Source organism: Arthrobacter sp. NPDC057009, assembly GCF_042673905.1.
Classification (GTDB): Bacteria; Actinomycetota; Actinomycetes; order Actinomycetales; family Micrococcaceae; genus Arthrobacter.
The window spans coordinates 151,639-171,213 of the sequence record NZ_JBHUSB010000010.1 but is presented as its reverse complement, the minus strand read 5'-3'; the positions used below and the strand labels follow the sequence as shown (position 1 = coordinate 171,213).

General features: G+C 65.8%; 20 protein-coding genes. 7 read left to right on the top strand and 13 right to left on the bottom strand.

Annotated elements, in window-relative coordinates:
• Positions 1-87: 87 nt before the first annotated feature.
• The 7 genes from ACFTR6_RS12775 to ACFTR6_RS12745 form a co-directional block, all read right to left on the bottom strand.
• Positions 88-873, bottom strand: a complete 786-nt coding sequence (locus tag ACFTR6_RS12775; protein WP_377958189.1) for a 2-keto-4-pentenoate hydratase — start codon at positions 871-873, stop codon at positions 88-90.
• Positions 874-969: 96 nt separating this feature from the next.
• A complete protein-coding gene (locus tag ACFTR6_RS12770; RefSeq protein ID WP_377958188.1) occupies positions 970-2,553 on the bottom strand; it encodes an aldehyde dehydrogenase (NADP(+)) in 1,584 nt (527 codons plus the stop codon).
• A 63-nt stretch (positions 2,554-2,616) separates the two neighbouring features.
• Positions 2,617-3,033: an ester cyclase gene (locus ACFTR6_RS12765; RefSeq protein WP_076799491.1), complete on the bottom strand. Its 417-nt coding sequence runs from the start codon at positions 3,031-3,033 to the stop codon at positions 2,617-2,619.
• Complete coding sequence (locus tag ACFTR6_RS12760) at positions 3,030-3,611, bottom strand: flavin reductase family protein (RefSeq protein ID WP_076799492.1); 582 nt, start codon at positions 3,609-3,611, stop codon at positions 3,030-3,032. Before ACFTR6_RS12760 ends, ACFTR6_RS12765 begins: the two co-directional genes overlap by 4 nt.
• 43 nt (positions 3,612-3,654) lie before the next feature.
• On the bottom strand, positions 3,655-4,170 hold the full coding sequence (locus ACFTR6_RS12755; RefSeq protein ID WP_377958187.1) for a flavin reductase family protein: 516 nt from the start codon (positions 4,168-4,170) through the stop codon (positions 3,655-3,657).
• Positions 4,167-5,513 carry a flavin monoamine oxidase family protein gene (locus ACFTR6_RS12750; RefSeq protein ID WP_377958195.1) on the bottom strand — a complete coding sequence of 449 codons (1,347 nt, stop codon included), beginning with the start codon at positions 5,511-5,513 and terminating at the stop codon, positions 4,167-4,169. The genes ACFTR6_RS12755 and ACFTR6_RS12750 overlap by 4 nt, the downstream gene beginning before the upstream one ends.
• A gap of 2 nt (positions 5,514-5,515) precedes the next feature.
• Positions 5,516-6,913, bottom strand: a complete 1,398-nt coding sequence (locus ACFTR6_RS12745; protein WP_076799495.1) for an LLM class flavin-dependent oxidoreductase — start codon at positions 6,911-6,913, stop codon at positions 5,516-5,518.
• A gap of 297 nt (positions 6,914-7,210) precedes the next feature.
• Between ACFTR6_RS12745 and ACFTR6_RS12740 the strand changes: the two genes are divergently transcribed.
• Positions 7,211-8,572 (top strand): MFS transporter, encoded by a 1,362-nt coding sequence (locus tag ACFTR6_RS12740; RefSeq protein WP_236783173.1) that lies wholly within the window; start codon positions 7,211-7,213, stop codon positions 8,570-8,572.
• A 149-nt stretch (positions 8,573-8,721) separates the two neighbouring features.
• Positions 8,722-9,597, top strand: a complete 876-nt coding sequence (locus ACFTR6_RS12735; protein ID WP_253250300.1) for an IclR family transcriptional regulator — start codon at positions 8,722-8,724, stop codon at positions 9,595-9,597.
• On the opposite strand, the gene ACFTR6_RS12730 is transcribed toward ACFTR6_RS12735, so the two are convergent.
• The 3 genes from ACFTR6_RS12730 to ACFTR6_RS12720 all read right to left on the bottom strand — a co-directional run bounded on the left by ACFTR6_RS12730 (position 9,598) and on the right by ACFTR6_RS12720 (position 10,324).
• Positions 9,598-9,840 carry a hypothetical protein gene (locus ACFTR6_RS12730; RefSeq protein ID WP_076799497.1) on the bottom strand — a complete coding sequence of 81 codons (243 nt, stop codon included), beginning with the start codon at positions 9,838-9,840 and terminating at the stop codon, positions 9,598-9,600. It lies immediately after the preceding gene.
• An 18-nt stretch (positions 9,841-9,858) separates the two neighbouring features.
• A complete protein-coding gene (locus tag ACFTR6_RS12725) occupies positions 9,859-10,047 on the bottom strand; it encodes a hypothetical protein (protein ID WP_377958186.1) in 189 nt (62 codons plus the stop codon).
• A 136-nt stretch (positions 10,048-10,183) separates the two neighbouring features.
• Positions 10,184-10,324: a hypothetical protein gene (locus ACFTR6_RS12720; RefSeq protein ID WP_377958185.1), complete on the bottom strand. Its 141-nt coding sequence runs from the start codon at positions 10,322-10,324 to the stop codon at positions 10,184-10,186.
• Positions 10,325-10,356: 32 nt separating this feature from the next.
• Here ACFTR6_RS12720 and ACFTR6_RS12715 point away from each other — a divergent pair, with 32 nt between their 5' ends.
• The 3 genes from ACFTR6_RS12715 (at position 10,357) to ACFTR6_RS12705 (ending at position 13,093) form a co-directional block, all read left to right on the top strand.
• The gene (locus tag ACFTR6_RS12715) at positions 10,357-10,620 is read left to right on the top strand and encodes a hypothetical protein (RefSeq protein ID WP_076799498.1); all 264 of its coding nucleotides are present in this window, start codon (positions 10,357-10,359) and stop codon (positions 10,618-10,620) included.
• A 187-nt stretch (positions 10,621-10,807) separates the two neighbouring features.
• The gene (locus ACFTR6_RS12710) at positions 10,808-11,083 is read left to right on the top strand and encodes a hypothetical protein (RefSeq protein WP_377958184.1); all 276 of its coding nucleotides are present in this window, start codon (positions 10,808-10,810) and stop codon (positions 11,081-11,083) included.
• Positions 11,084-11,314: 231 nt separating this feature from the next.
• Positions 11,315-13,093, top strand: a complete 1,779-nt coding sequence (locus ACFTR6_RS12705; RefSeq protein WP_087872305.1) for an alpha-glucosidase — start codon at positions 11,315-11,317, stop codon at positions 13,091-13,093.
• 10 nt (positions 13,094-13,103) lie between these two features.
• Here the strand turns inward: ACFTR6_RS12705 and ACFTR6_RS12700 are convergent, their stop codons facing one another.
• Together ACFTR6_RS12700 and ACFTR6_RS12695 are read right to left on the bottom strand one after the other, a co-directional pair.
• Complete coding sequence (locus ACFTR6_RS12700) at positions 13,104-14,798, bottom strand: alpha-amylase family protein (RefSeq protein WP_377958183.1); 1,695 nt, start codon at positions 14,796-14,798, stop codon at positions 13,104-13,106.
• Positions 14,795-15,766 (bottom strand): TIGR03885 family FMN-dependent LLM class oxidoreductase, encoded by a 972-nt coding sequence (locus ACFTR6_RS12695; protein ID WP_377958182.1) that lies wholly within the window; start codon positions 15,764-15,766, stop codon positions 14,795-14,797. Before ACFTR6_RS12695 ends, ACFTR6_RS12700 begins: the two co-directional genes overlap by 4 nt.
• Positions 15,767-15,843: 77 nt before the next feature.
• Here ACFTR6_RS12695 and ACFTR6_RS12690 point away from each other — a divergent pair, with 77 nt between their 5' ends.
• A complete protein-coding gene (locus ACFTR6_RS12690; RefSeq protein ID WP_087872302.1) occupies positions 15,844-16,911 on the top strand; it encodes an ATP-dependent DNA ligase in 1,068 nt (355 codons plus the stop codon).
• 150 nt (positions 16,912-17,061) lie between these two features.
• Here ACFTR6_RS12690 and ACFTR6_RS12685 read toward each other — a convergent pair whose 3' ends face one another.
• On the bottom strand, positions 17,062-18,381 hold the full coding sequence (locus ACFTR6_RS12685) for an MFS transporter (protein WP_076799503.1): 1,320 nt from the start codon (positions 18,379-18,381) through the stop codon (positions 17,062-17,064).
• A 223-nt stretch (positions 18,382-18,604) separates the two neighbouring features.
• Here ACFTR6_RS12685 and ACFTR6_RS12680 point away from each other — a divergent pair, with 223 nt between their 5' ends.
• Positions 18,605-19,486, top strand: a complete 882-nt coding sequence (locus ACFTR6_RS12680; RefSeq protein ID WP_377958181.1) for an IclR family transcriptional regulator — start codon at positions 18,605-18,607, stop codon at positions 19,484-19,486.
• Positions 19,487-19,575: the final 89 nt, after the last annotated feature.

Sequence of the window (19,575 nt, the reverse complement as noted above, 5' to 3'; positions counted from 1 at the left end):
GCCGCCACACACAAAGGTCCGCCCCACGCTTCCAGGAAGCGTGCACTGCCATGCCCCGAACATGTACTTGACAGGACCTATAGCCAGCTAGGGTGCCACGTCGAATTCGACGGTGCCCCAGCCCTCGAACGTGCCGGACCAACGGCCGGCTTCCCGCATGGGGACGGCCTGCAGGCAGCTGCCGGGCAGGATGACCTGTCCGGGTTCGAACTCGACGTCGTAGTCCGCGAGGCGGTTGACGAGCCAGGCCAGGGCGGCGATCGGGTTGCCGAGGATGTTGCCGGTGGTGCCGGAAATAACTTCCCGGTCGTTGAACCGCAGGACGCCGCGGGTGTCCCGGAGGTTCAGGTCGGTGAGGCGCCGGGGGGTCCCGCCGAGGAGGATCGCGCCGGTGGAGCCGTTGTCTGCCAGTGTGTCCGGAAGCCCGATGGCCCAGTTCTTGACCCGGGAGTCGATGATTTCGATGGCCGGCAGCGCGTAGTCGATGGCATTGATGACATCGGCGATGGTGGTGTTCCGTCCGCCGAGGTGCCCCTTCAGGACGAACGCGGGCTCGAGTTCCACGAAGGGCTCGATGAACGTGCTCAGCTTCAGGGTGGTGCCTTCGTACGCGAAGCTGCTGGCCAGCAGGTGCCCGTAGTCCGGCTGGTCGAGGCCAAAGGCGTCCTGCATGACCTTGGCGATGTTGCCGAGTTTGTAGCCCACCAGACGGTCACCGTTTTCGACGGCGCGGCGGACGTTGATCTTCTGCACCTCGAACGCGGCATCGGCATCGAGGGACGGCCAGGTTTCGGTGGGGGCGTCGATCGGCTGGCCCTGAAGCCGGGCGGCGCGGAGGGTGCCCGCGATGTCTTCGAGCGCGATGGTGGTCATGCGGGGAGTCCTTAGGTCTTGCCAGGCGCGGGTGGGTTTCCGGCCCCGGACGATGTCTGTTGCGGGGAGCCTGTCCGGGGCCGGAAGTTTGGAATCTTAGGAGGCGTGCTCGGGCTTGCCGTCGATCAGGCGGTTGACCTGCCAGGGGTTGGCGTCCTGCAGGGGTGCCGGACGGAGCTGGTCGGGGAAGTTCTGGTAGGCGACCGGGCGCAGGAAGCGGTCAATCGCGAGCGATCCGACCGAGGTGGTCTTGGCATCCGAGGTGGCCGGGAACGGGCCGCCGTGGACCACGGCGTGGCCGACCTCCACGCCGGTGGGCCAGCCGTTGACGATGATGCGGCCAACCTTGCGCTCCAGCGCCGGGATGAGCGGCGCCGCGGCGGCGTAGTCGTCCCCGGTGATGTGCAGGGATGCGGTGAGCTGTCCCTCCAGCTTGCCGGTGACTGCAACCAGTTCCTCAATGCCCTTGTAGCGGACCACCAGGGAGGCGGCGCCGAAGATTTCCTCATGCAGGACGGGGTTGTTGATGAAGACGTCGAGTTCGGCACTGAAGACAGCCGGTGCCGGCGAGTTCTCGCCCGGTCCCTTCGTGCCCCGGCCGAGGAGTTCGACGTCGGCGGCTGCTTCGAGCGCGTCGTGGCCGTGCTGCCAGGCCGAGGCGATGCCGCCGCTGAGCATGGTCTGGCCGGACAGTTCGGTGATGGCGTCGGTGATGGCGGCGGTGAAGCGGTTCCCCGCGTCGCCTTCCGGGACGAAGACCAGGCCTGGTGAGGTGCAGAGCTGTCCGGAGCTGCCGGTCACCGAGGCAACGTACTGCTTGGCGAGGGTCGCCACGTCGCCCTCCAGCGCGCCGGGGAAGACGTACACCGGGTTGATCGAGGACATTTCGGCGTAGACCGGAATCGGCTCGGGGCGTGCGGCGGCGGTGCGCATGAGGGCGGTTCCGCCGGCCCGGGAGCCGGTGAAGCCGACGGCCTTGATGGCGGGGTCGGCCACAAGGGCCTGGCCGATGCTGGCGCCGGAGCCGTAAACGAGGGAGAAGACACCCGGGTGCAGGCCAAGATCAGCAACCGCCTTGGTGATGGCCTGTCCGACGAGCTCGGCGGCGCCGGGGTGGGCGTTGTGTGCCTTGACGATCACAGGGCAGCCGGCAGCGAAAGCCGAGGCCGTGTCACCGCCGGCGACCGAGAACGCGAGCGGGAAGTTGCTGGCGCCGAACACGGCCACGGGTCCCAGGGGAATCTGCCGCTGGCGGATGTCGGCCCGGGGCAGGGGAGTGCGCTCGGGCAGCGCGGCGTCGATGCGGACGCCGCGGAAGTCGCCGTGGCGGACGACGTCGGCGAAGAGCCGCAGTTGGCCGGTGGTCCGGGCGCGTTCGCCGCGCAGCCGGTCCAGGCCGAGCCCGGTCTCGATCGAGGTCCGTTCGATCAGCTCATCACCGATGGCCTCGATGTTTTCGGCGATCGCTTCGAGGAACCGGGCATGCTGCTCCGGCTCGAGGGCGCTGAAGGAGTCGAAAGCGTCGGCGGCCGCGTCGGTGGCCGCTTTGAGCTGCTGTTCACTGATCAGGGTGTAGGCGGGTTCGAGCTGTTCATTGGTGGCCGGGTTGATGCCATGGGCCGTGCCGCTGGTGCCGGGGGTGGTTTCCCCGGCGATGAGGGAATGTCCTGCAAGTGTCATTGGTGGCGCCTCCTGGGGCGGTCTAAGTCAGTAGAGGTGGCGTTTACGGAAGGAGCGGCAAGCCTAGGCGTTGCCGGCTCCCAGGTGCCAGATGCCGAGGGCGGAAAGCAGTTCGCGCGGGTCCCAGACCACCCATTCCTCGGCGAGCTTGTCGCCGTCGAATTTCAGGAAGGATGCGCCGGTCACGGCGATGCTGCGCCCCGTGGCGGGGACGTCCATGAATTCGCCGGTGTGGGTGCCGGTGGTCTGCCAGTGCACGGCCACCTTGGGGCCGTCCTCGATGATTTCCAGGATTTCGGTGCGGGAATCGGGGAAGGCGGTGTGCATCGCCTCGATGGTCTTCCTAAGGGCGGCGTAGTCCTCACTGCCGGACTTGGACCGGCGGACGTAACCGGGTGCGAGGAGCTGCTCGAACGCCGTGAAGTCCCCGTTTCCCCAGGCGCCGTTCCAGGCCTTGAGGATGGTGTCGCGGCGGCTCATGATGCGCTCCTTGCGGGTTCGTTTTCCGGTGCCGCAGGGGCGGCGGGGACGGGGGCTGGGATTTCGATGGGCAGGTACTGGCCGAACTTGCCGCCCCGGAACAGCAGGGCGTCGCCGGTTCCTTCGCTCATGTTGGTCACGGAGCCGACCACCATGTAGTGGTCGCCGACGACGACCTCGGCGGTCACGACGCAGTCGATGTAGGCGGTGGCGCCGTCCAGGTGCGGGGTGCCGAGGGGGCCGGGGGCGCAGGGCAGGCCCTCGAACTTCTCGGGTCCCTTCCGGGACAGCGACCGGCAGATGCTGATCTGGTCGTCGGAGAGGATGTTGGCGGTGAACTTCTGCAGCTTGCGCAGTTTCGGCCAGCTGGAGGAGGACTTGTCCACGCAGAACATCACCAGCGGCGGCTCCAGTGACAGGGACTGGAAGGTGCCGACGACGAGGCCGAGCTTCTCGTCGTCGTCGTTGACGCCGGTGATGGCGGTGACGCCGGTGGGCAGCTTGCCCAGGATCTGGCGGTAAAGCGCGGGGGTGATGTCGCTGTCCGGAGTTTTCTCGGCGGAGGGGGTGATATCCATATCAGTCTTCCTTGATCAGATGGATTGGATCAGGTGGTTCTGTTCAGGCGGTTTCGCGGAAGCTGCCGAAGCGTCCGCCGTGGAAGATGAGCGGGGCCGAAGCCCCCTCAGCGGGTGTCATGGCCAGCACGCTGGCGATGACGACGACGTGGTCCCCGGCCGTGAACTGCTGTTCAACCCGGCAGTCGAACCAGGCAAGGGAATCGTGAAGGTGAGGGGTGCCCCACGCGGATTCGGACCAGGCAACATTGCTGAGCTTGTCCTCGCCCTTGGCGGAGAGCGCGCGGCACACCTGCTGCTGGTCCTCGGCGAGGAGGCTGACGCTGAAGGTGCCGGCGTCGGCGATCTTTGGCCAGCTCGTGGAGGAGTGCATCACGCTGAAGGTCACGAGCGCCGGCTCCATGGACAGCGAGGCGAACGTTCCCACGATCATGCCGTTCTGGGCCCCGGCGACAGGGTCCGTGGAGCAGATCGCGGCAACGCCGGTGGGCAGGTGCCGCATGACGGCACGGTAGGTGTTGGAATCGATCCGGCGGGTTTCCAGTACGGGGGCGCTCATGCCTTTTCCTCCAGTCCTGCGGCTTTGAGTTCTGCGTGGATGTTGCGGCCGGCGCGGAGGCCGGATTCGATGGCGCCGTCGAAGAAGCCGGCCCAGATGTTGGCGGTGTCGCTGCTGGCGAAGTGCAGTGCGCCTTCGGACGCCTGCTGTGCGGCGTGGTACTTGGTGAGCTGGCCGGGGCGCTGGATCTGCCAGGTTTCCTCGGCGTAGGGGTCTTCGCCCCACTTGTGGCCGGTGACTTCGAGGACTTCGAGGTCGTCGCGCCAGACTTTGATGGCTTCCTGGACCTGGACGGGGTCGGTGACGTCGATGCGGTTCGCGTCGGCGCCGAAGCCGACCAGCACGGCGTCCGTCTCGCTGACGAATTCGGTGCGGATCACGGAGAGCGGCTTGTCCTGCGCGGAGTAGGCGAAGAACGGCTTGATGGGGCCCTTGACCCGGATCCAGGCTTTGACGCCCTGGGATGCGGTTCTTTCCCGGCTGGGGGCGAGCTTGCCCTCGGACAGGGCGGGCTGGACATCGAGCTTGTGCAGGATGTTCTGGGACAGGGTGATGACCACCTTCTTGGCCTGAATTTCCTGGCCGTCGCCGTAGGCGATGGTGGCGCCGTCGGCGTTGTGGCGGACGGCCGTGACGGGGGCGTTCAGGCGGATGTCGGCGGTGCTGTCCTCGGCGATGGCGTTGACGAGGCCGTCGTTGCCGTCCTTGAGGCGGTAGATCGCGGAGGCCTCGTGCATGAGGTGCCAGTGTCCGGAGGAGCCGGCGGTCCAGCGCAGGGCGTTGACGTAGGCGCACTGGTTCAGGGGGGCGTTGAAGTGGCCCACCCAGGCGGCCTCGTTCGCGTTCCGCTCGTCCTCGGAGAGGTCGAGCTTGTCCAGGATTTCCTGCAGGTTGTACTGGTCCACCTCGGCCAGGTTCTCCACGGTCAGCGGTGCGTCCGGGCGGGGCAGCCACTTCACGGTGTCTTCCAGCAGCCGGGTCATGCCCGGGTCGATCAGCTTCATGAAGTCGTCCAGGTTGCCGCGGCGGACTTCGTTGCCGGCCAGCCAGTAGGTTTCTTCCGAGCGGGGGCCGCGGGAGACCTCCAGGCCGTAGCGGGTGACCTCGGCCCAGACGTGGGGCTGGGTCCAGTGCAGCCAGTTGCCGCCGAGTTCCAGGTTCTGGCCGAGCCGGCGTTCGGTGTAGACGCGGCCGCCGAGGCGGTTCTGGGCTTCGAGGACTACCACTTTGTGGCCGCGGTTGCTGAGCTCGCGGGCGGTGGTCAGGCCGGCCAGGCCGGCACCGATGACGACGACGTCAGTCTGTTCAGTCATTGAAGGATCCTTCGTAGTTTGTGTCGTGATGCTTAGTTGCCGGTGGGTGCGAGCCGGGCGGTGCGCTGTGCCGTGGCGGGGTGGCCGTCCAGGGTGTACTTCTGGCCGAAGAGCTTTTCGCGCAGGGTGACCGGTTCCTGGTCGGCGGCGGGGGCCGGCGCGATCAGGCCCTGGGCGCGCAGTTCGGGCAGGGCGAGTTCGATGAAGTCTTCCCAGCTGCCGGGCTTGGTGATGTAGCTGAGGTTCACGCCGTCGACGTCGGCCTCGTCCCGCCAGCGGCGCAGTTCGGCGGCGACAGTTTCCGGGGAGCCGATGATGGTGGAGCCGGTGCCGCCGACGGCGAGGAACTCGGCGATCTGGCGCGGGGTCCAGTCGCGGTCCGGGTCGGCCTTGGAGAACATGTCCACCATGGACTGGCCGGCCTTGGTGTTGACGGAGCGCAGCGGGGTGTCCAGTTCGTACTCGGACATGTCGATGCCGGTCCAGCCGCTGAAGCGGGCCAGGATCCCGTCGATCGGTGCGGTCTCCACGGCTTTCCGGTACTTGGCCTGGGCTTCCTCGTCGGTGGGGGCGACGATGACGGTGAGGAGGATGACGATCTTGACATCGCGGGGATCGCGGCCGGCGTCGGCCACGGCCTGGCGGAGCTTGGCCACACTGCGTGCGGTGCCCTCCACCGAGGTCCCCTGGAGGAAAACGGCTTCGGCGTGCTTGCCGCCGAATTCCATGCCCCGGGAGGAGGCGCCGGCCTGGAACAGGACCGGGGTGCGCTGCGGGGACGGCTCGCAGAGGTGGAAGCCGGGCACCGTGAAGTGCTTGCCGGAGTGGTTGATCTGGTGCACCTTGGCCGGATCGATGTACGTGGCGGATTCGACGTCCCGGACAACGGCGTCCTCTTCGAAGGAGCTTTCCCAGAGCTTGTAGACCACGTCCATGTACTCATCGGCCATGTCGTAGCGCTCGGCCGGGGACAGCTGCTGTTCCTTGCCGAGGTTACGGGCGGCAGCCTCCGAGTAGGAGGTCACGATGTTCCAGCCCACGCGGCCGTTGGTGAGGTGGTCCAGGCTGCTGTACTTGCGTGCCAGCAGGTAGGGCGGCTCGTAGGTTGCCGAGCAGGTCACACCGAAGGTGAGGTGCCTGGTCACCGCGGCCATGCCGCTGACCAGCACGGTCGGGTCATTGATCGGGAACTGTGCGGCGTCACGCAGGGCAGCATCGCCGTTTCCGCGGTAGACGTCGTGGTAGCCGACGTTGTCGGCGAAGAAAATGCCGTCGAAACCGGCCTTTTCGAGCGTCTGTGCGATGCCCGTCCAGTACTGGAGGTCCGTGTACCGGTGGCCCTGATCGCCTTCGGCCCGCCAGGAACCGGAGGTCAGGTGACTCGGGGCAAAGACGTCAAAAGCGAAAAGGCTCAGAGGTGCGTTTTTCATGGCAGCGGTGCTTCCTTGGACTCGTGCCGGACACGGCGACAACATTTCAGTGGACGTTCACAAAATGAACACTGTGTTCAATTTAAGGTGTAAGCCACCTCACTGTCAAGGGCCCTATTCCGCGCGGGCAGGTTACGGGAGGCCTGTTGACACGGGATGTGGCGCATGCCATATTTTTGACCATCACGTTCGAAATATGAACGGCCCCGGGTTTTCAACCCTCCCCAACCTCCGCCGTGCTGATATTGCCGGCGCTCCTTTTCGTTCGAATTGGCACGATCTACAAGGAAGTCCTTCGTGAATACACCTGTTACACCGGCTCCCGGGCCGTCTTTGCAGCCATCAGTCGCACAGGATCCGCACAAAAAGCGGTTCCTGTACAAACTCAGTGCGGTGATCGCCGGGGGCATGTTCATCGACGGCTTCATCCTGGGCGGCATTGGGCTCGTCATGCCGGCCCTGACCTCCGATCTGAACCTGTCTGCCACCTGGCAGGGGCTGATCGGTGCGTCGGCACTGATCGGCATCTTCTTCGGCGGTCCACTCGGCGGCTATTTCGCCGACAAGATCGGCCGTAAGCCCATGTTCATCGTGGACCTCGCCATCTTCCTGCTGGGTTCCGCCGCGCAGTTCTTCGTGGCAGACGCATGGCAGCTTTTCCTGATCCGCCTGCTCATGGGTATGGCCATCGGCGCCGACTACGCGATCGGTTGGCCCCTGCTCGTTGAGTTCTCGCCCGCAAGGCTGCGCGGCAAGCTCATGGCCTTCCAGGAGGTTGCCTGGTATGTCGGATACCTGCTCGCCTATGCGGTGGGGTACTACATGTCCACTTCAATCGACGCCGACTGGCGGATCATCCTGGGCATGAGCACCGTCCCGTCACTCATCGTCTTCCTGCTCCGGCTCGGAACCCCGGAATCCCCGCGCTGGCTGATCAGCAAAGGGCGGCAAGAAGAGGCGCTTGCCATTGCCAATGAATGCATGGAGGAGGAGGACGTCCGGGACCTGGCCTACGAAAAGCCGCAGCGCCCCAGCTTCCGCAAGCTCTTTTCACCCCAGTACCGCAATGCAACGATCTTCGTCTCCATGTACTGGGTCTGCAACGTCACCCCGTACTTCGCCATTGCCACCTTCGCTCCAATCGTGCTCGAGAGCCTGGGCGTCGAGGATGGCCTGACCGGAGCGCTGCTGCTGAACGGTGTGGTGGTGGCGGGCTCCCTTGCCGCGATGTACCTCATCGAGCGGCTTGGACGCCGCAAGCTGTCCATCCCGCCAATGTGGATCGCGGCCGTCGCGCTGGTGGTCATCGGGCTGTTCTCGCACGTCTCGCCGATGGTCATCCTGATCTGCTTCATCGCATTCTCTTTCTTCAACGCCATCTCCACCGCCCTGACCGGCGTTTACCCGGGCGAGGTCTTCCCGACGGAAATCCGCGGGGCGGGCGTCGGCTTCGCAACTGCTTTTTCGCGGATTGGCGCAGCAGCCGGAACATTCATCCTCCCGATGTCAGTGGACAGCCTGGGCGTGGGAACCACGATGCTCATCGCTGCCGGCATCTGTGTGCTCGGTGCTGTGATCTCGCAGTACATGGCGCCGGAGACCAAGGGGCTGAGCCTCAGCGACACGTCCGCACTCCTGAGCAAGTCGGCGGTGAAGTAACACTGCGGCCACTTTCCCGGCTCGTGTGAACGGAAGGGTGCCCTGCCCGGCGTCGGCCGGCAGGGCACCCTTTTCGTATGAAGCGCGGCAATCAGCTGCGCGCGTAGCTCGAGGGTGAACACCCCGTTCGCTACTTGAAAGGGCATAGGATGGAATGGACAGCACGGGCCACGGCCCTGAGCGAACGCGAACCGGGAGCGGACATGGCGGCGGGACAAAGCGCAGCAGAAGCAGACGAAGCACAAGGAAGCGAAGCCTCCAGCCCTGATGAGTCCGTCGACCTGACCAACAAGTCCGTCATCAAGGCGACGGTGCTTCTTAGTGAACTCGGCCGCCACCGGCAGGGCATCACGGTCACGGAACTGGCGCAGGCCGTCGGGATGACGCGACCCACGGCGTTCCGGCTGCTGCTAAGCCTGGAGCAGACCGGCTTTGTGGACCGCGTCGACAACCGCTACCTGCTGGGATGGCAAATGGCCCGGCTGGGGAGGCTTGCCGACCCGTACACCGGTGCTGTGGCCAGGATCCAGCCCGTCCTGGACGAGTACGCGGTCAAGCTTAATGAGACGTTCAGCTTCGCCATGGTGCGTGGCGAGTTGGCGTACGACGTGATTGCGGAGGCATATGCTTCCCGCTACCTGAACGTGTCCCACGTCTACCTTGGGGGCACCTATCCGATCCACGCCAGCGCCACGGGAAAGGTCCTGCTGGCCGAATTGAGTGACGAACGGGTCGCCGCCGAGTTGCCCGAGAAGCTGGAGTCCTACACTCCGCAGACGATCACCAGCCGGAAGGCTCTGGTCAAGGAACTGCACCAGGTCCGGGACCAGGGCTACGCCATCCTTGATGACGAACTCGAAGAAGGCCTCTTTGTGGTCGCGTGCCCCGTCCGTGACGCCGCCAATACCCTGGTGGGCATACTCTCGATTAACGGCCCCGTTCAGCGGCTCAAATCGGATCAGCTGCCCGATACGATCGATCTCCTGCGCCAGGCCGCACAGGACATCGCCAAAGCGCTGTCCTAGTTACCGAATGCCCGCCATCGCGATCAGATGATCGCGTGACGGGTATTTCCATTCCACGTACTGGACCGGGACTCCGGCGCGCTCGGCGACCAGGCCGTGGGTGACACCCTCCGGTCCCTCGCTGCTGCTCACTTCGGTGATGCAGGCGATCATGGCCGCAGTTCGCCGTTCATCACGTTCGCGCAGGATATCCGCTGCCGCCTTGCGCGGCTTGCGTTGTGTCTTCTGGCGCCAATGCGTCATGTCTGAAACTCCGGGGCGTTAGAAGGCGGCGGGGTCCTCGAAGTCCAACCCGGCCCAGGGGGTGCAAGTAAGCACCTCGGAACCGATGGACTGCCGGCCCGCGGTGGCGCCGGTGGCAGTCCGCCCGCCGGTGGCAGTCCGCCCGCCGGTGGCGGGACGGCCGGAACGGGCAAGTGCGGTGAGAAGGATGCGGTGAACTGTGCTCATGGTGGGCTCCTCGCGGACTGCCGGGGGAACCAGGGTTCCCGGATGAAGTATGTGCCTTCCGGAAAGCCGCCGTTGGCTCCCGGAAGAAAATGAACGTTACGTTCATTCTGTGAACGTGCTTCCATTGTGGCCCCTGTCACGGCTTTTTGCAAGAGACAGCTTTCACTGCCGCGATCACGCCGTCCAGGCCGGCCGGGAGTGCGTCGGTCGCGGACTTGACGGTGAAGTGCATCACTCCTATGCTGAACGCCACGTTCACAAACTGAACGTCAGCCATAACCCTTCATCTCTCTCCCATGGACCAGGAACATGCGCCTTCACACTCAAGCTCCAGCCCGCCACATCACCCGCCTGCCGGCCGCGCCCGTGCCCGACTGGTCCAAGCTGTCACGCCAGGACGCCGTCCGGGTCCTCCTCCGGGACGGCAGGGTCATCGCGGGCCGGATCGACATGATCGCCGTTGACCGCAGCGTCTTTTGGGTTATCCAGTCGGGTGGCCGGGGAAGGGTTATGGTCTGCAGCTCCGATAGGCCGGTGGTGGTGCGTGACGCCTCGGCTGAAGGTTCACGCTGATCTGCTCCAGAGAACGCGTCCGTACTCGGGACTGTAACTATTGCGCCCGAAGGTGAGCCGTGCCACAATGGAGTCACGTTCATAAAATGAACATCGCGTTCAAGTTTTAAATCACAAACTAGTCCATCAGACAAAGAAGTCGGCCGGTACGCAGGTGTGCTGGCGGAACGGAAGAAGGGAAGGAACTATGTCCATCTCAGTAGGTCACCGAGCTATCACCAGCGTCTTCGGCTGGGGGCATGGCACTGCCCAGCGGACCGCCGTGACCATCCCGGCCCCCACGCCTTCGGCGGCAGTGCCGGCGGCGGTCGACGGCGGGGCACTTGTCTGCTCTCCCTGGGAAGGCCTCTACCTTGAGCAGGCCCACCCTGTGACTGCGCGCGGAAACACCGCACACGCCCATGAAGCCACTACGGGCCAGCAGCTGGACTCGTTCCTCAACAGCCTGATGTACGGCGAGTAAGCGCGCTTACAGGGTCCGTGCCATGACAACCATGATTTACGCCGAAGCTGCGAGCGACGACTCATCCACAGCCCCAGCCATGGACGACTGCGACGCCAACACCTGCTTCTTCTGCGCCAGCCCCGAAACGGACTGAGGCGCGACCCGCATAGGCCATTGACCGCCGATTCTTCTGGAACAAGACTTTCAGTGGGCCAGCAGCCCGCCGCCGTCGACCAGGAGGAGCCAGCGATGACCATGCAGGAAACCGAGGAAGAGAGGGCCTACCGGGCCGGCAGGGAGTGGTTCAAGAATGCGGTGGTGTACCAGATCTATCCGCGCAGCTTCGCCGACTCGGACGGCGACGGCGTCGGCGACCTCCGCGGGATCATCGGGAAGCTGGACTACCTGCAAAAGCTGGGGGTCGACGTCGTCTGGCTGTCCCCGGTGTACCGCTCGCCTCAGGACGACAACGGCTATGACATCAGCGACTACCGCGATATCGATCCCGTGTTCGGGGACCTGGCGGCCCTCGACGAACTGCTGGAGGGCCTGCACTCACGCGGCATGAAGCTGGTGATGGACCTCGTGGTGAACCACACCTCGGACGAACACCCGTGGTTCGTGGAATCCCGCTCCAGCAGGAACAACCCGAAGCGGGACTGGTACTGGTGGCGGCCGCCGCGCGGGGGTGCTGAAGCCGGAACCCCTGGCGCGGAGCCCAACAACTGGGGCTCCGCCTTTTCCGGGCCTGCCTGGGAGTACGACGAAGCCACGGGGGAGTACTACCTGCACCTGTTCTCCAGAAAGCAGCCGGACCTGAACTGGGAAAACCCGGAGGTCCGGGCAGCCGTCTACGACATGATGAACTGGTGGCTTGACCGGGGCGTGGACGGCTTCCGGATGGATGTCATCAACTTCATCTCCAAGGAGCCGTCGCTGCCCGACGGCCCGAAGGCCGATGGCAAGCTTTACGGCGACGGCGGCCCGCACTTCATCTGCGGACCGCGCATCCACGAGTTCCTGCAGGAGATGCACCAGGAAGTCTTTGCGGGGCGGGACAAGGACCTGCTGACCGTGGGCGAGATGCCGGGCGTCACCGTCGAGGATGCCGTCCTCTTCACTGACCCCGGCCGCCGCGAGGTGGACATGGTGTTCCAGTTCGAGCACGTGGCCCTCGACCAGGAGGGCGGCAACAAGTGGCGGCCCAAGAAGCTGCAGCTTACGGACCTGAAGAAGTCCCTGGGCCGCTGGCAGGAAGGGCTTGCCGGGCGCGGCTGGAACAGCCTCTACTGGGGAAACCACGACCAGGCCCGCGCCGTTTCCCGCTTCGGCGACGACGGGCAGTACCGGGAGGTGTCCGCGAAAATGCTGGCCGCCGTCCTGCACCTGCACCGCGGTACGCCCTATGTGTACCAGGGCGAGGAACTGGGCATGACCAACATGGCGTTCGGCGCCATCAGCGACTACCGCGATATCGAGGTCCTCAACCACCACCGCGAGGCCACCACCCACCTGGGCCACACCGACGCGGAGGTCCTGGCCGCCCTGGCACCGCTGAACCGGGACAACGCCCGGACGCCCGTGCAGTGGGATGCGAGCCGGCATGGCGGCTTCACCACCGGGGCGCCCTGGATCGCCGTGAACCCGAACGCGAACACCATCAACGCGGCGGCGCAGGTTGACGATCCCGGGTCAGTCTTCAGCTTCTACCGCAAGGTGATCGCCCTGCGGCATTCGGACCCGGTCGTCGCCTATGGGGATTTCAGCATGCTGCTGCCCGACGACGAACACATCTATGCGTTCAAGCGCTCACTCCCGGACGCTGAACTGCTGGTGCTGGCCAACTTTTCCGGGACCGGCCGGTCCGCAGCAGCCGACGGTGGTGCCTGGGCTGACGCCGGCGAATGGGCGACGGCCGAGCTCGTGCTGGGCAACTACCCGGCGGACGCCAATACAGGGCAGGGCGGCACAGGCCGGCAGTTCGACCTGCGCCCCTGGGAGGTGAAGGTGTTCCGCCGCGACGTGTAGCGCAATGCTTCTAGGGTGCCAGCCGGTCACCCGGGCGGTGGACGCGGAACCAGCGGTAGCCGTACCGTCCCAGCTCAACAGTGAACCCGCCGTCGGCCTCCAGCTGAACGTTGCCGCCGTCGAACAGATCCAGCAGGATGGCGTCCCGGTAAGCCCGGGGTAGAGCGTCGTCCGAGCCGATATTCGTGGCGACCTTGACCGGCGCCTCGCCGAAGTTGTGCAGCAGCACCAGGGTGCCCTCCGGCGAGCTGCAGCGGTGTGCGAAAACAGCCGGCTCCGGCTGCTCGAGGATCGCAAACTCGCCCCAGCCCAACTCGGGTGATTCGCGGTACCGCTGGATGAGCGTCGCTATGAAGTTCCACAGGGACTCCGGATCCCGCTTGGCGTCGGCTGCGTTGACCTTTTCGGGGCCGTACTCCCCGCGGGCCAGCGGGACCACCAGCTCGGACGCCTTGGCGCTGGAAAAGCCGCCGTTCTTCTCGCCGTTCCACTGCATCGGGGTGCGGACGGCGGCACGGCCCTTCTGCCGCAGGTCCTCGCCCATCCCGATCTCCTCGCCGTAGAAGAGCACCGGCGTGCCGGGCAACGAGAACATCAGCGAGTACGCCATCCGGATCCGGTCGGCGTCGCCGTCCAGCATCGGGGGCAGCCGGCGCCGCAGTCCCCGCCCGTAGAGCTGCATGTTTTTGTCCGGCCCGAACGCGGCGAAAACCTCCTCCCGCTCGCCGTCGGTGAGCTTGTCCAGGGTGAGCTCGTCGTGGTTGCGGACGAACATGGCCCAGTGGTTGTCCGGATGCAACTGCGGCCGCGTCTTTAGCGTCTCGGCCAGCGGCCGTGCGTCCTGCCGTGCAAGCGAAAGGTAGATGTGCTGCATGGACATGAAATCGAACTGCATGTTCAGCTCGTTGCCCTCGGCGCCGCCGAAATACTCCAGCTGTTCCTTATAGGGCAGGTTCACCTCGCCCAGCAGTACCGCGCCGCCGTTGCGCCGGTTGACGAAGCTGCGCAGGGCGCCGAGGTAGTCGTGCGGATCGATGTTGGCAGCCTCGTCCTTGGGCGCGCCGCGGGTCTCCAGGAAAAACGGAACCGCATCCAGCCGGAACCCGTCCAGCCCCAGCTCCAGCCAAAGACCCATGGCCTTGGCGATCTCGTTGCGGACCTTGGGGTTGGTCACGTTCAGGTCCGGCTGGTGCTCCATGAACATGTGCAGGTACCACTCGCCGGTGGCATCGTCCTGGGTCCAGAGCGAGGCCTGTTCTCCGGGAAAAATCACTTCCGAGGACGTGTCCGGCGGCGGGTCGCTCCGCCAGACGTAGTAGTCCCGGTACGGGTTGTCCACGGATTTGCGGGATTCCAGGAACCAGGGGTGCTGGTTGGAGGTGTGGTTGACCACGAAGTCGGCGATCACGCGGATGCCCCGGTCCTTGGCGGTGCGGATGAACTCCACGAAGTCACCCAGCGTGCCCAGGCGGCGGTCGACGTCGAAGAAGTCGGTCACGTCATAACCGTCGTCCCGGTCCGGCGACGGATAGAAGGGCATCAGCCAGATGCAGTTCACGCCCAGCGCCGCCAGGTAGTCCACCCGCTGGGTCAGGCCGGCGAAATCACCGGTGCCGTCGCCGTCGTGGTCAAAGAAGGTCTCGACGTCCAGGCAGTAGATGACGGCCGTCTTCCACCATAGATCCGATGTCTCAGCGATGTTCATGCCACGGGCACCTTCCGCAGCTGCGGCAGGACGCTCTGCGCAAAGGCGTCAATGAACGGCGCCTGCTCCTGCCCCACGAAGTGGAGGTACAGCTCGTCGAAGCCGAGGTCCAGGTACTCGCCCAGCCATTCCACGTGGCGGTCCAGGCTGGCCGAAACGTTCACCGATTTCCTGACCTGGGCCTCCCCGACGTCGGTGCTGACGCCGTCGAAGTGCGCTGCCGTCGGCAGGTCCCAGGGGATGGGTGGGGCGAAGACATTCGAACGCCACTGGTCCATTGCAATGGCGACGGCGTCCTCCTCCCGGGGAGCCCAGGACAGGTGGATCTGCAGCACGGCTTTCCCCTTGCCGCCCGCGTCCCGGTAGGCCGCGAGCATTTCCGCTAGCTTGTCGGCCGGCTGGTTCACCGTCACCAGGCCGTCAGCCCAGCCGGCGGCCCGGCGGGCGGTGTCCACGCTGATGGCCGGTGCGATCAGGGACGGCGGGGGCGAGGGAAGATCCCAGATCCGCGCCTGCTCCACGGTGACCAGGCCATGGTGCGTCACCTCCTCGCCGGCGTGCAGCCGGCGGATGACGTCCACACATTCCTCCAGCCGTTGCTGCCGGGTTTCCTTCAGCGGCCAGGGGTCGCCCGTGACGTGCTCGTTCATGTTCTCGCCGCTGCCCGGCGCCATCCAGAAGCGGCCGGGAAACATGGATGCCAGCGTGGCCGACGCGTGCGCGATGATGGCAGGGTGGTACCGCTGTCCCGGGGCGGTGACCACGCCGAAGCGGAGGCTGGTGCTGGCGAGGGCGGCCCCGAGCCATGACCATGCGAAACCGGAGTGTCCCTGCCGTGCAGACCACGGTTCGATATGGTCCGAGCACATGGCGGCGTCGAAGCCCGCCTCCTCGGCGAGCCGCACGTCCTTCAGGAGTTGGCCCGGACTGATCTGTTCATGCGATGCGTGAAAACCGATAGCTGCCATCCCTCATGTCTACCGGCGGGGTGCAGGTCGTGTCGAGGGGGTGGCGTCCGGACGGGTGCCGGGCAAGAATGGGGCCTATGCAGCTGCCGGTCATGCCCCCTGTCGCCCCCATGCTGGCCAAATCGGTCGGCGCCATCCCTGAAGGCCGCCTGAGTTACGAGCCGAAGTGGGACGGATTCCGCTCCATCATCTTCCGTGACGGCGACGACGTGGAGATCGGCAGCCGTAACGAGAAGCCGATGACGCGCTACTTCCCGGAGCTTGTGGAGGCGCTGAAAGCCAACCTGCCGCCGAAGTGCGTGATCGACGGGGAGATCGTCCTGGTGGCTGCTTCCGGGGACCGGCTGGACTTCGACGCCCTGCAGCAGCGGATCCACCCCGCGGCCAGCAGGGTCAAGCTGCTCTCCGAACAGACGCCGGCCAAGTTCGTGGCGTTCGACCTGCTGGCGCTCGGCGACGAGGACTTCAGCGGCCGTCCCTTTGCCGAACGGCGCGCGGCCCTGGAGAAGGCCTTCGCCGCCGCCAGCGCCCCGGTCCACCTGACTGCTGCCACCCAGGACCCGGAACTGGCCGGAAAGTGGTTCCACCAGTTCGAGGGCGCCGGCCTGGACGGGATCGTGGCCAAGCCGCTGGACGGGCCGTACCAGCCGGACAAGCGGGTGATGTTCAAGATCAAGCATGAGCGGACCGCAGACTGCGTGCTGGCCGGCTACCGCGTGCACAAGAGCGGTCCCGACGCCATCGGGTCGCTGCTGCTGGGGCTCTACAAACCGGACGGGGAACTTGCCAGCGTCGGCGTCGTGGGCGCCTTTCCGATGAAGCGGCGCAGGGAGCTTTTCGAGGAACTCCAGCCCCTGGTGACCGGCTTCGATGAGCACCCCTGGGCGTGGGCCAAGCAGGAGGAGGGGGCCCGGACGCCCCGCAATGCGGAGGGCAGCCGGTGGAGTGCGGGCAAGGACCTGTCCTTCACGCCGCTGCGGCCGGAGCGGGTGCTGGAGGTGAAGTACGACCACATGGAGGGCGAACGGTTCCGCCACACAGCGCAGTTCGTGCGCTGGCGGACCGACCGGGACCCGGAGTCCTGCACTTACGAACAGCTTGAGGAGCCGGTGAAGTTCGACCTCGCCGAGGTGCTCGCCACCTAGCCCCACGAAAAGGCGGCCCGCCCCGGGAGGGGAGGGCCGCCGTCGTGACCTTCTTTGAAACCGAACCTGCCCAAAACGGCGCGACCCGCCGTGTCCCGGTCCGGCTTGGGGGCCAAACCGGGTCACGACGGCGGGCCGCACCTTGGGCGGCTACTTCAGCCCAAGCTCCTTGGTGGGAACCTTGAAGGTCTCCTTCGCCGTCAGGGCCGAGATGGCGGCGACGCCGCAGATGACCGCGGTGAAGATGCTGATCTGCACCCAGCCGCCGGGCTTGATGCCGCCCATGGCCGCCACGATGGCCGGAGCGAAGCCGGCCATCAGGAAGCCGAGCTGGGTGCCGATGGCCAGGCCGGAGAACCGGACCCTGGTGCTGAACATCTCCGCGTAGAAGGAAGGCCAGACGGCGTTCGCGGCCGCATAGCCGCAGGAGAAGAACGCGATCGCGGCCACGAACATCAGCAGCACATTGCCGGCTTCGAGGCTGAGCAGGAACAGCGGGGTCAGGACCGCGCTGGACAGGGCACCGTAGATGAAAACCGGCTTCCGGCCGATGCGGTCGGCCAGCTTGCCGAACAGCGGCTGGGTGGCCAGGGCCACGAGGTTGGCACCCACCACGAGCCAAAGAGTGATGGTGCCGTCCACGCCGGCAACGGTCTTGGCGTAGCTGATGGCGAGGGTGCCGAACACGGTGGAGACGGCGGCGATGAAGGCGCAGCAAATGACCCGGAGGACGTCGCGCCAATGGGCCGTCAGCAGGTCGGCGACGGGCAGCTTGGCGATCTGGGCGGACTTCTGGGCCGCTTCGAAGGCCGGCGGCTCGTGAAGAGTGCGGCGGATGAAGAAGGCGATCACAACAACCACTGCGCTGAGCCAGAAGGGGATCCGCCAGCCGATGCCGTACTTGATCTCGTCCGGCAGCGCGAGCACCGGAATGAAGACGAGCGCCGCCAGGATCTGGCCGCCCTGGGTGCCGGTGAGGGTCCACGAGGTGAAGAAGGAGCGCTGGTTGTCCGGCGCGTGCTCCAGGGTCATGGAGGAAGCGCCGGCCTGTTCGCCGGCCGCGGAGAGGCCCTGGCAGAGGCGGGCAAGCACCAGCAGGCCCGGAGCCCACCAGCCGACGGTGTTGAAGTCCGGCAGGCAGCCGATCAGGAAGGTGGAGGCGCCCATGAGGATCAGGGTGAACATGAGGACCTTGCGCCGGCCCACACGGTCACCGTAGTGGCCCAGGACAACGGCACCGACGGGCCGTGCGACGTAGGCAAAACCAAATGTCGCAAAGGACATGATGGCGGCGTTCGCGTCGGCATTCGGGAAGAACACATGCGGGAAGATCAGTGCGGCCGCCGAACCGAAGATAAAGAAGTCGTAGTACTCGACGGCGCTGCCGAGGAAGCTGGCAAGGGCTGCTTTTTTCGGTGTCCCGGCCGGGGCGGCGGTGCCCGGCGTGGTGGACGGAATGGTCTGGCTCATGGTGTTCCTTCGGGGGGACGACATTGTCGCGGGACAGATCGGGGAGTCGCTGCCGCTGTCCTTTGTTGGGGGGCGGTGGAGGTCCTTGGAGAGATCCGGGCTGAGTAGCCGCATGGTGGGAGCTACTTGTGCGATACAGAAACTATGGCTGTGAGGGCAGTCACCTGTCAAGAAAGTTATTCACCATCTAGAAATAGCTCTCACATTGTGGCAACATCGGGTTATGAGTGTGAAGCAAGCCACAGGCGGTTCCGCCGCAAATATCCCTATTGATGCAGGCGCCCCGATCGACGCAGATACCCCGATCGACGCAGATACCCCGGCCGGGGCGGTAAAGCCCGCGAAGGGCGAGTCCCGCACGGACATGGTGGGCAAGGCGCTGGGCCTGTTGGTGCTGCTGGGGGACGAGCCCCGCGGGGCCAGCGCGGCGGAGATTTCCCGCCGCGCGGACCTTCCATTCAGCACCACCTACCGGCTTCTGGGCTCGCTGACCCGCGACGGATTCGTGGACTACGAGCCGGATGGCCGCCGCTACCACCTCGGCCTGCGCATCTTCCAGCTGGGCCAGGCGGTCTCCAACCACCATGGTTTTGCCGGCACCGCACTGCCCATCCTGCGACGCGTCACCGAGCAGACTGGCGAGGCCACCATCCTCTCCGTCCGCGACGGCATCCACCACCTCACCGTGAACAAGGTGGACGGCCCGCAGACCTTCCGGGTCACCAGCGATCCCGGATTTCTCGGCGCGCTGCACACCACCTCGGTCGGCAAGGCACTCGTCGCCTTCGCGGAGGACGAAGACCGCGAGCGGCTGCTCGAGGAGCTCCCCCTGGAGCCGCTGACCAGCCTCTCCATCACCGACAGGGATGCGTTCCGCGCCGAAATCGAGAAGGTCCGGCGGCAGGGGTATGCCGTCATGGACGAGGAGAATGAGCTCGGCATGCGCGCCGTGGCCGTGCCTGTCTTTAACTCCCAAGGCGCCGCCTTCGCCTCCCTGGCCACTGCCGTTCCGGTGTTCCGGCTCAGCATGGAGGCCCTGGTGGCGCTGGTGCCCCTGCTGCAGGCGGCCGCGGCCGAGCTGTCCGCCCGGCTGCCGCAGCGATAAATGCTACGCCGGCCCCCGTTTGTTCGTATGTAGAACACTAGTGCAATATATGAACTTTTGCTGTACCGTTATTTCCATCACCCGGTCCG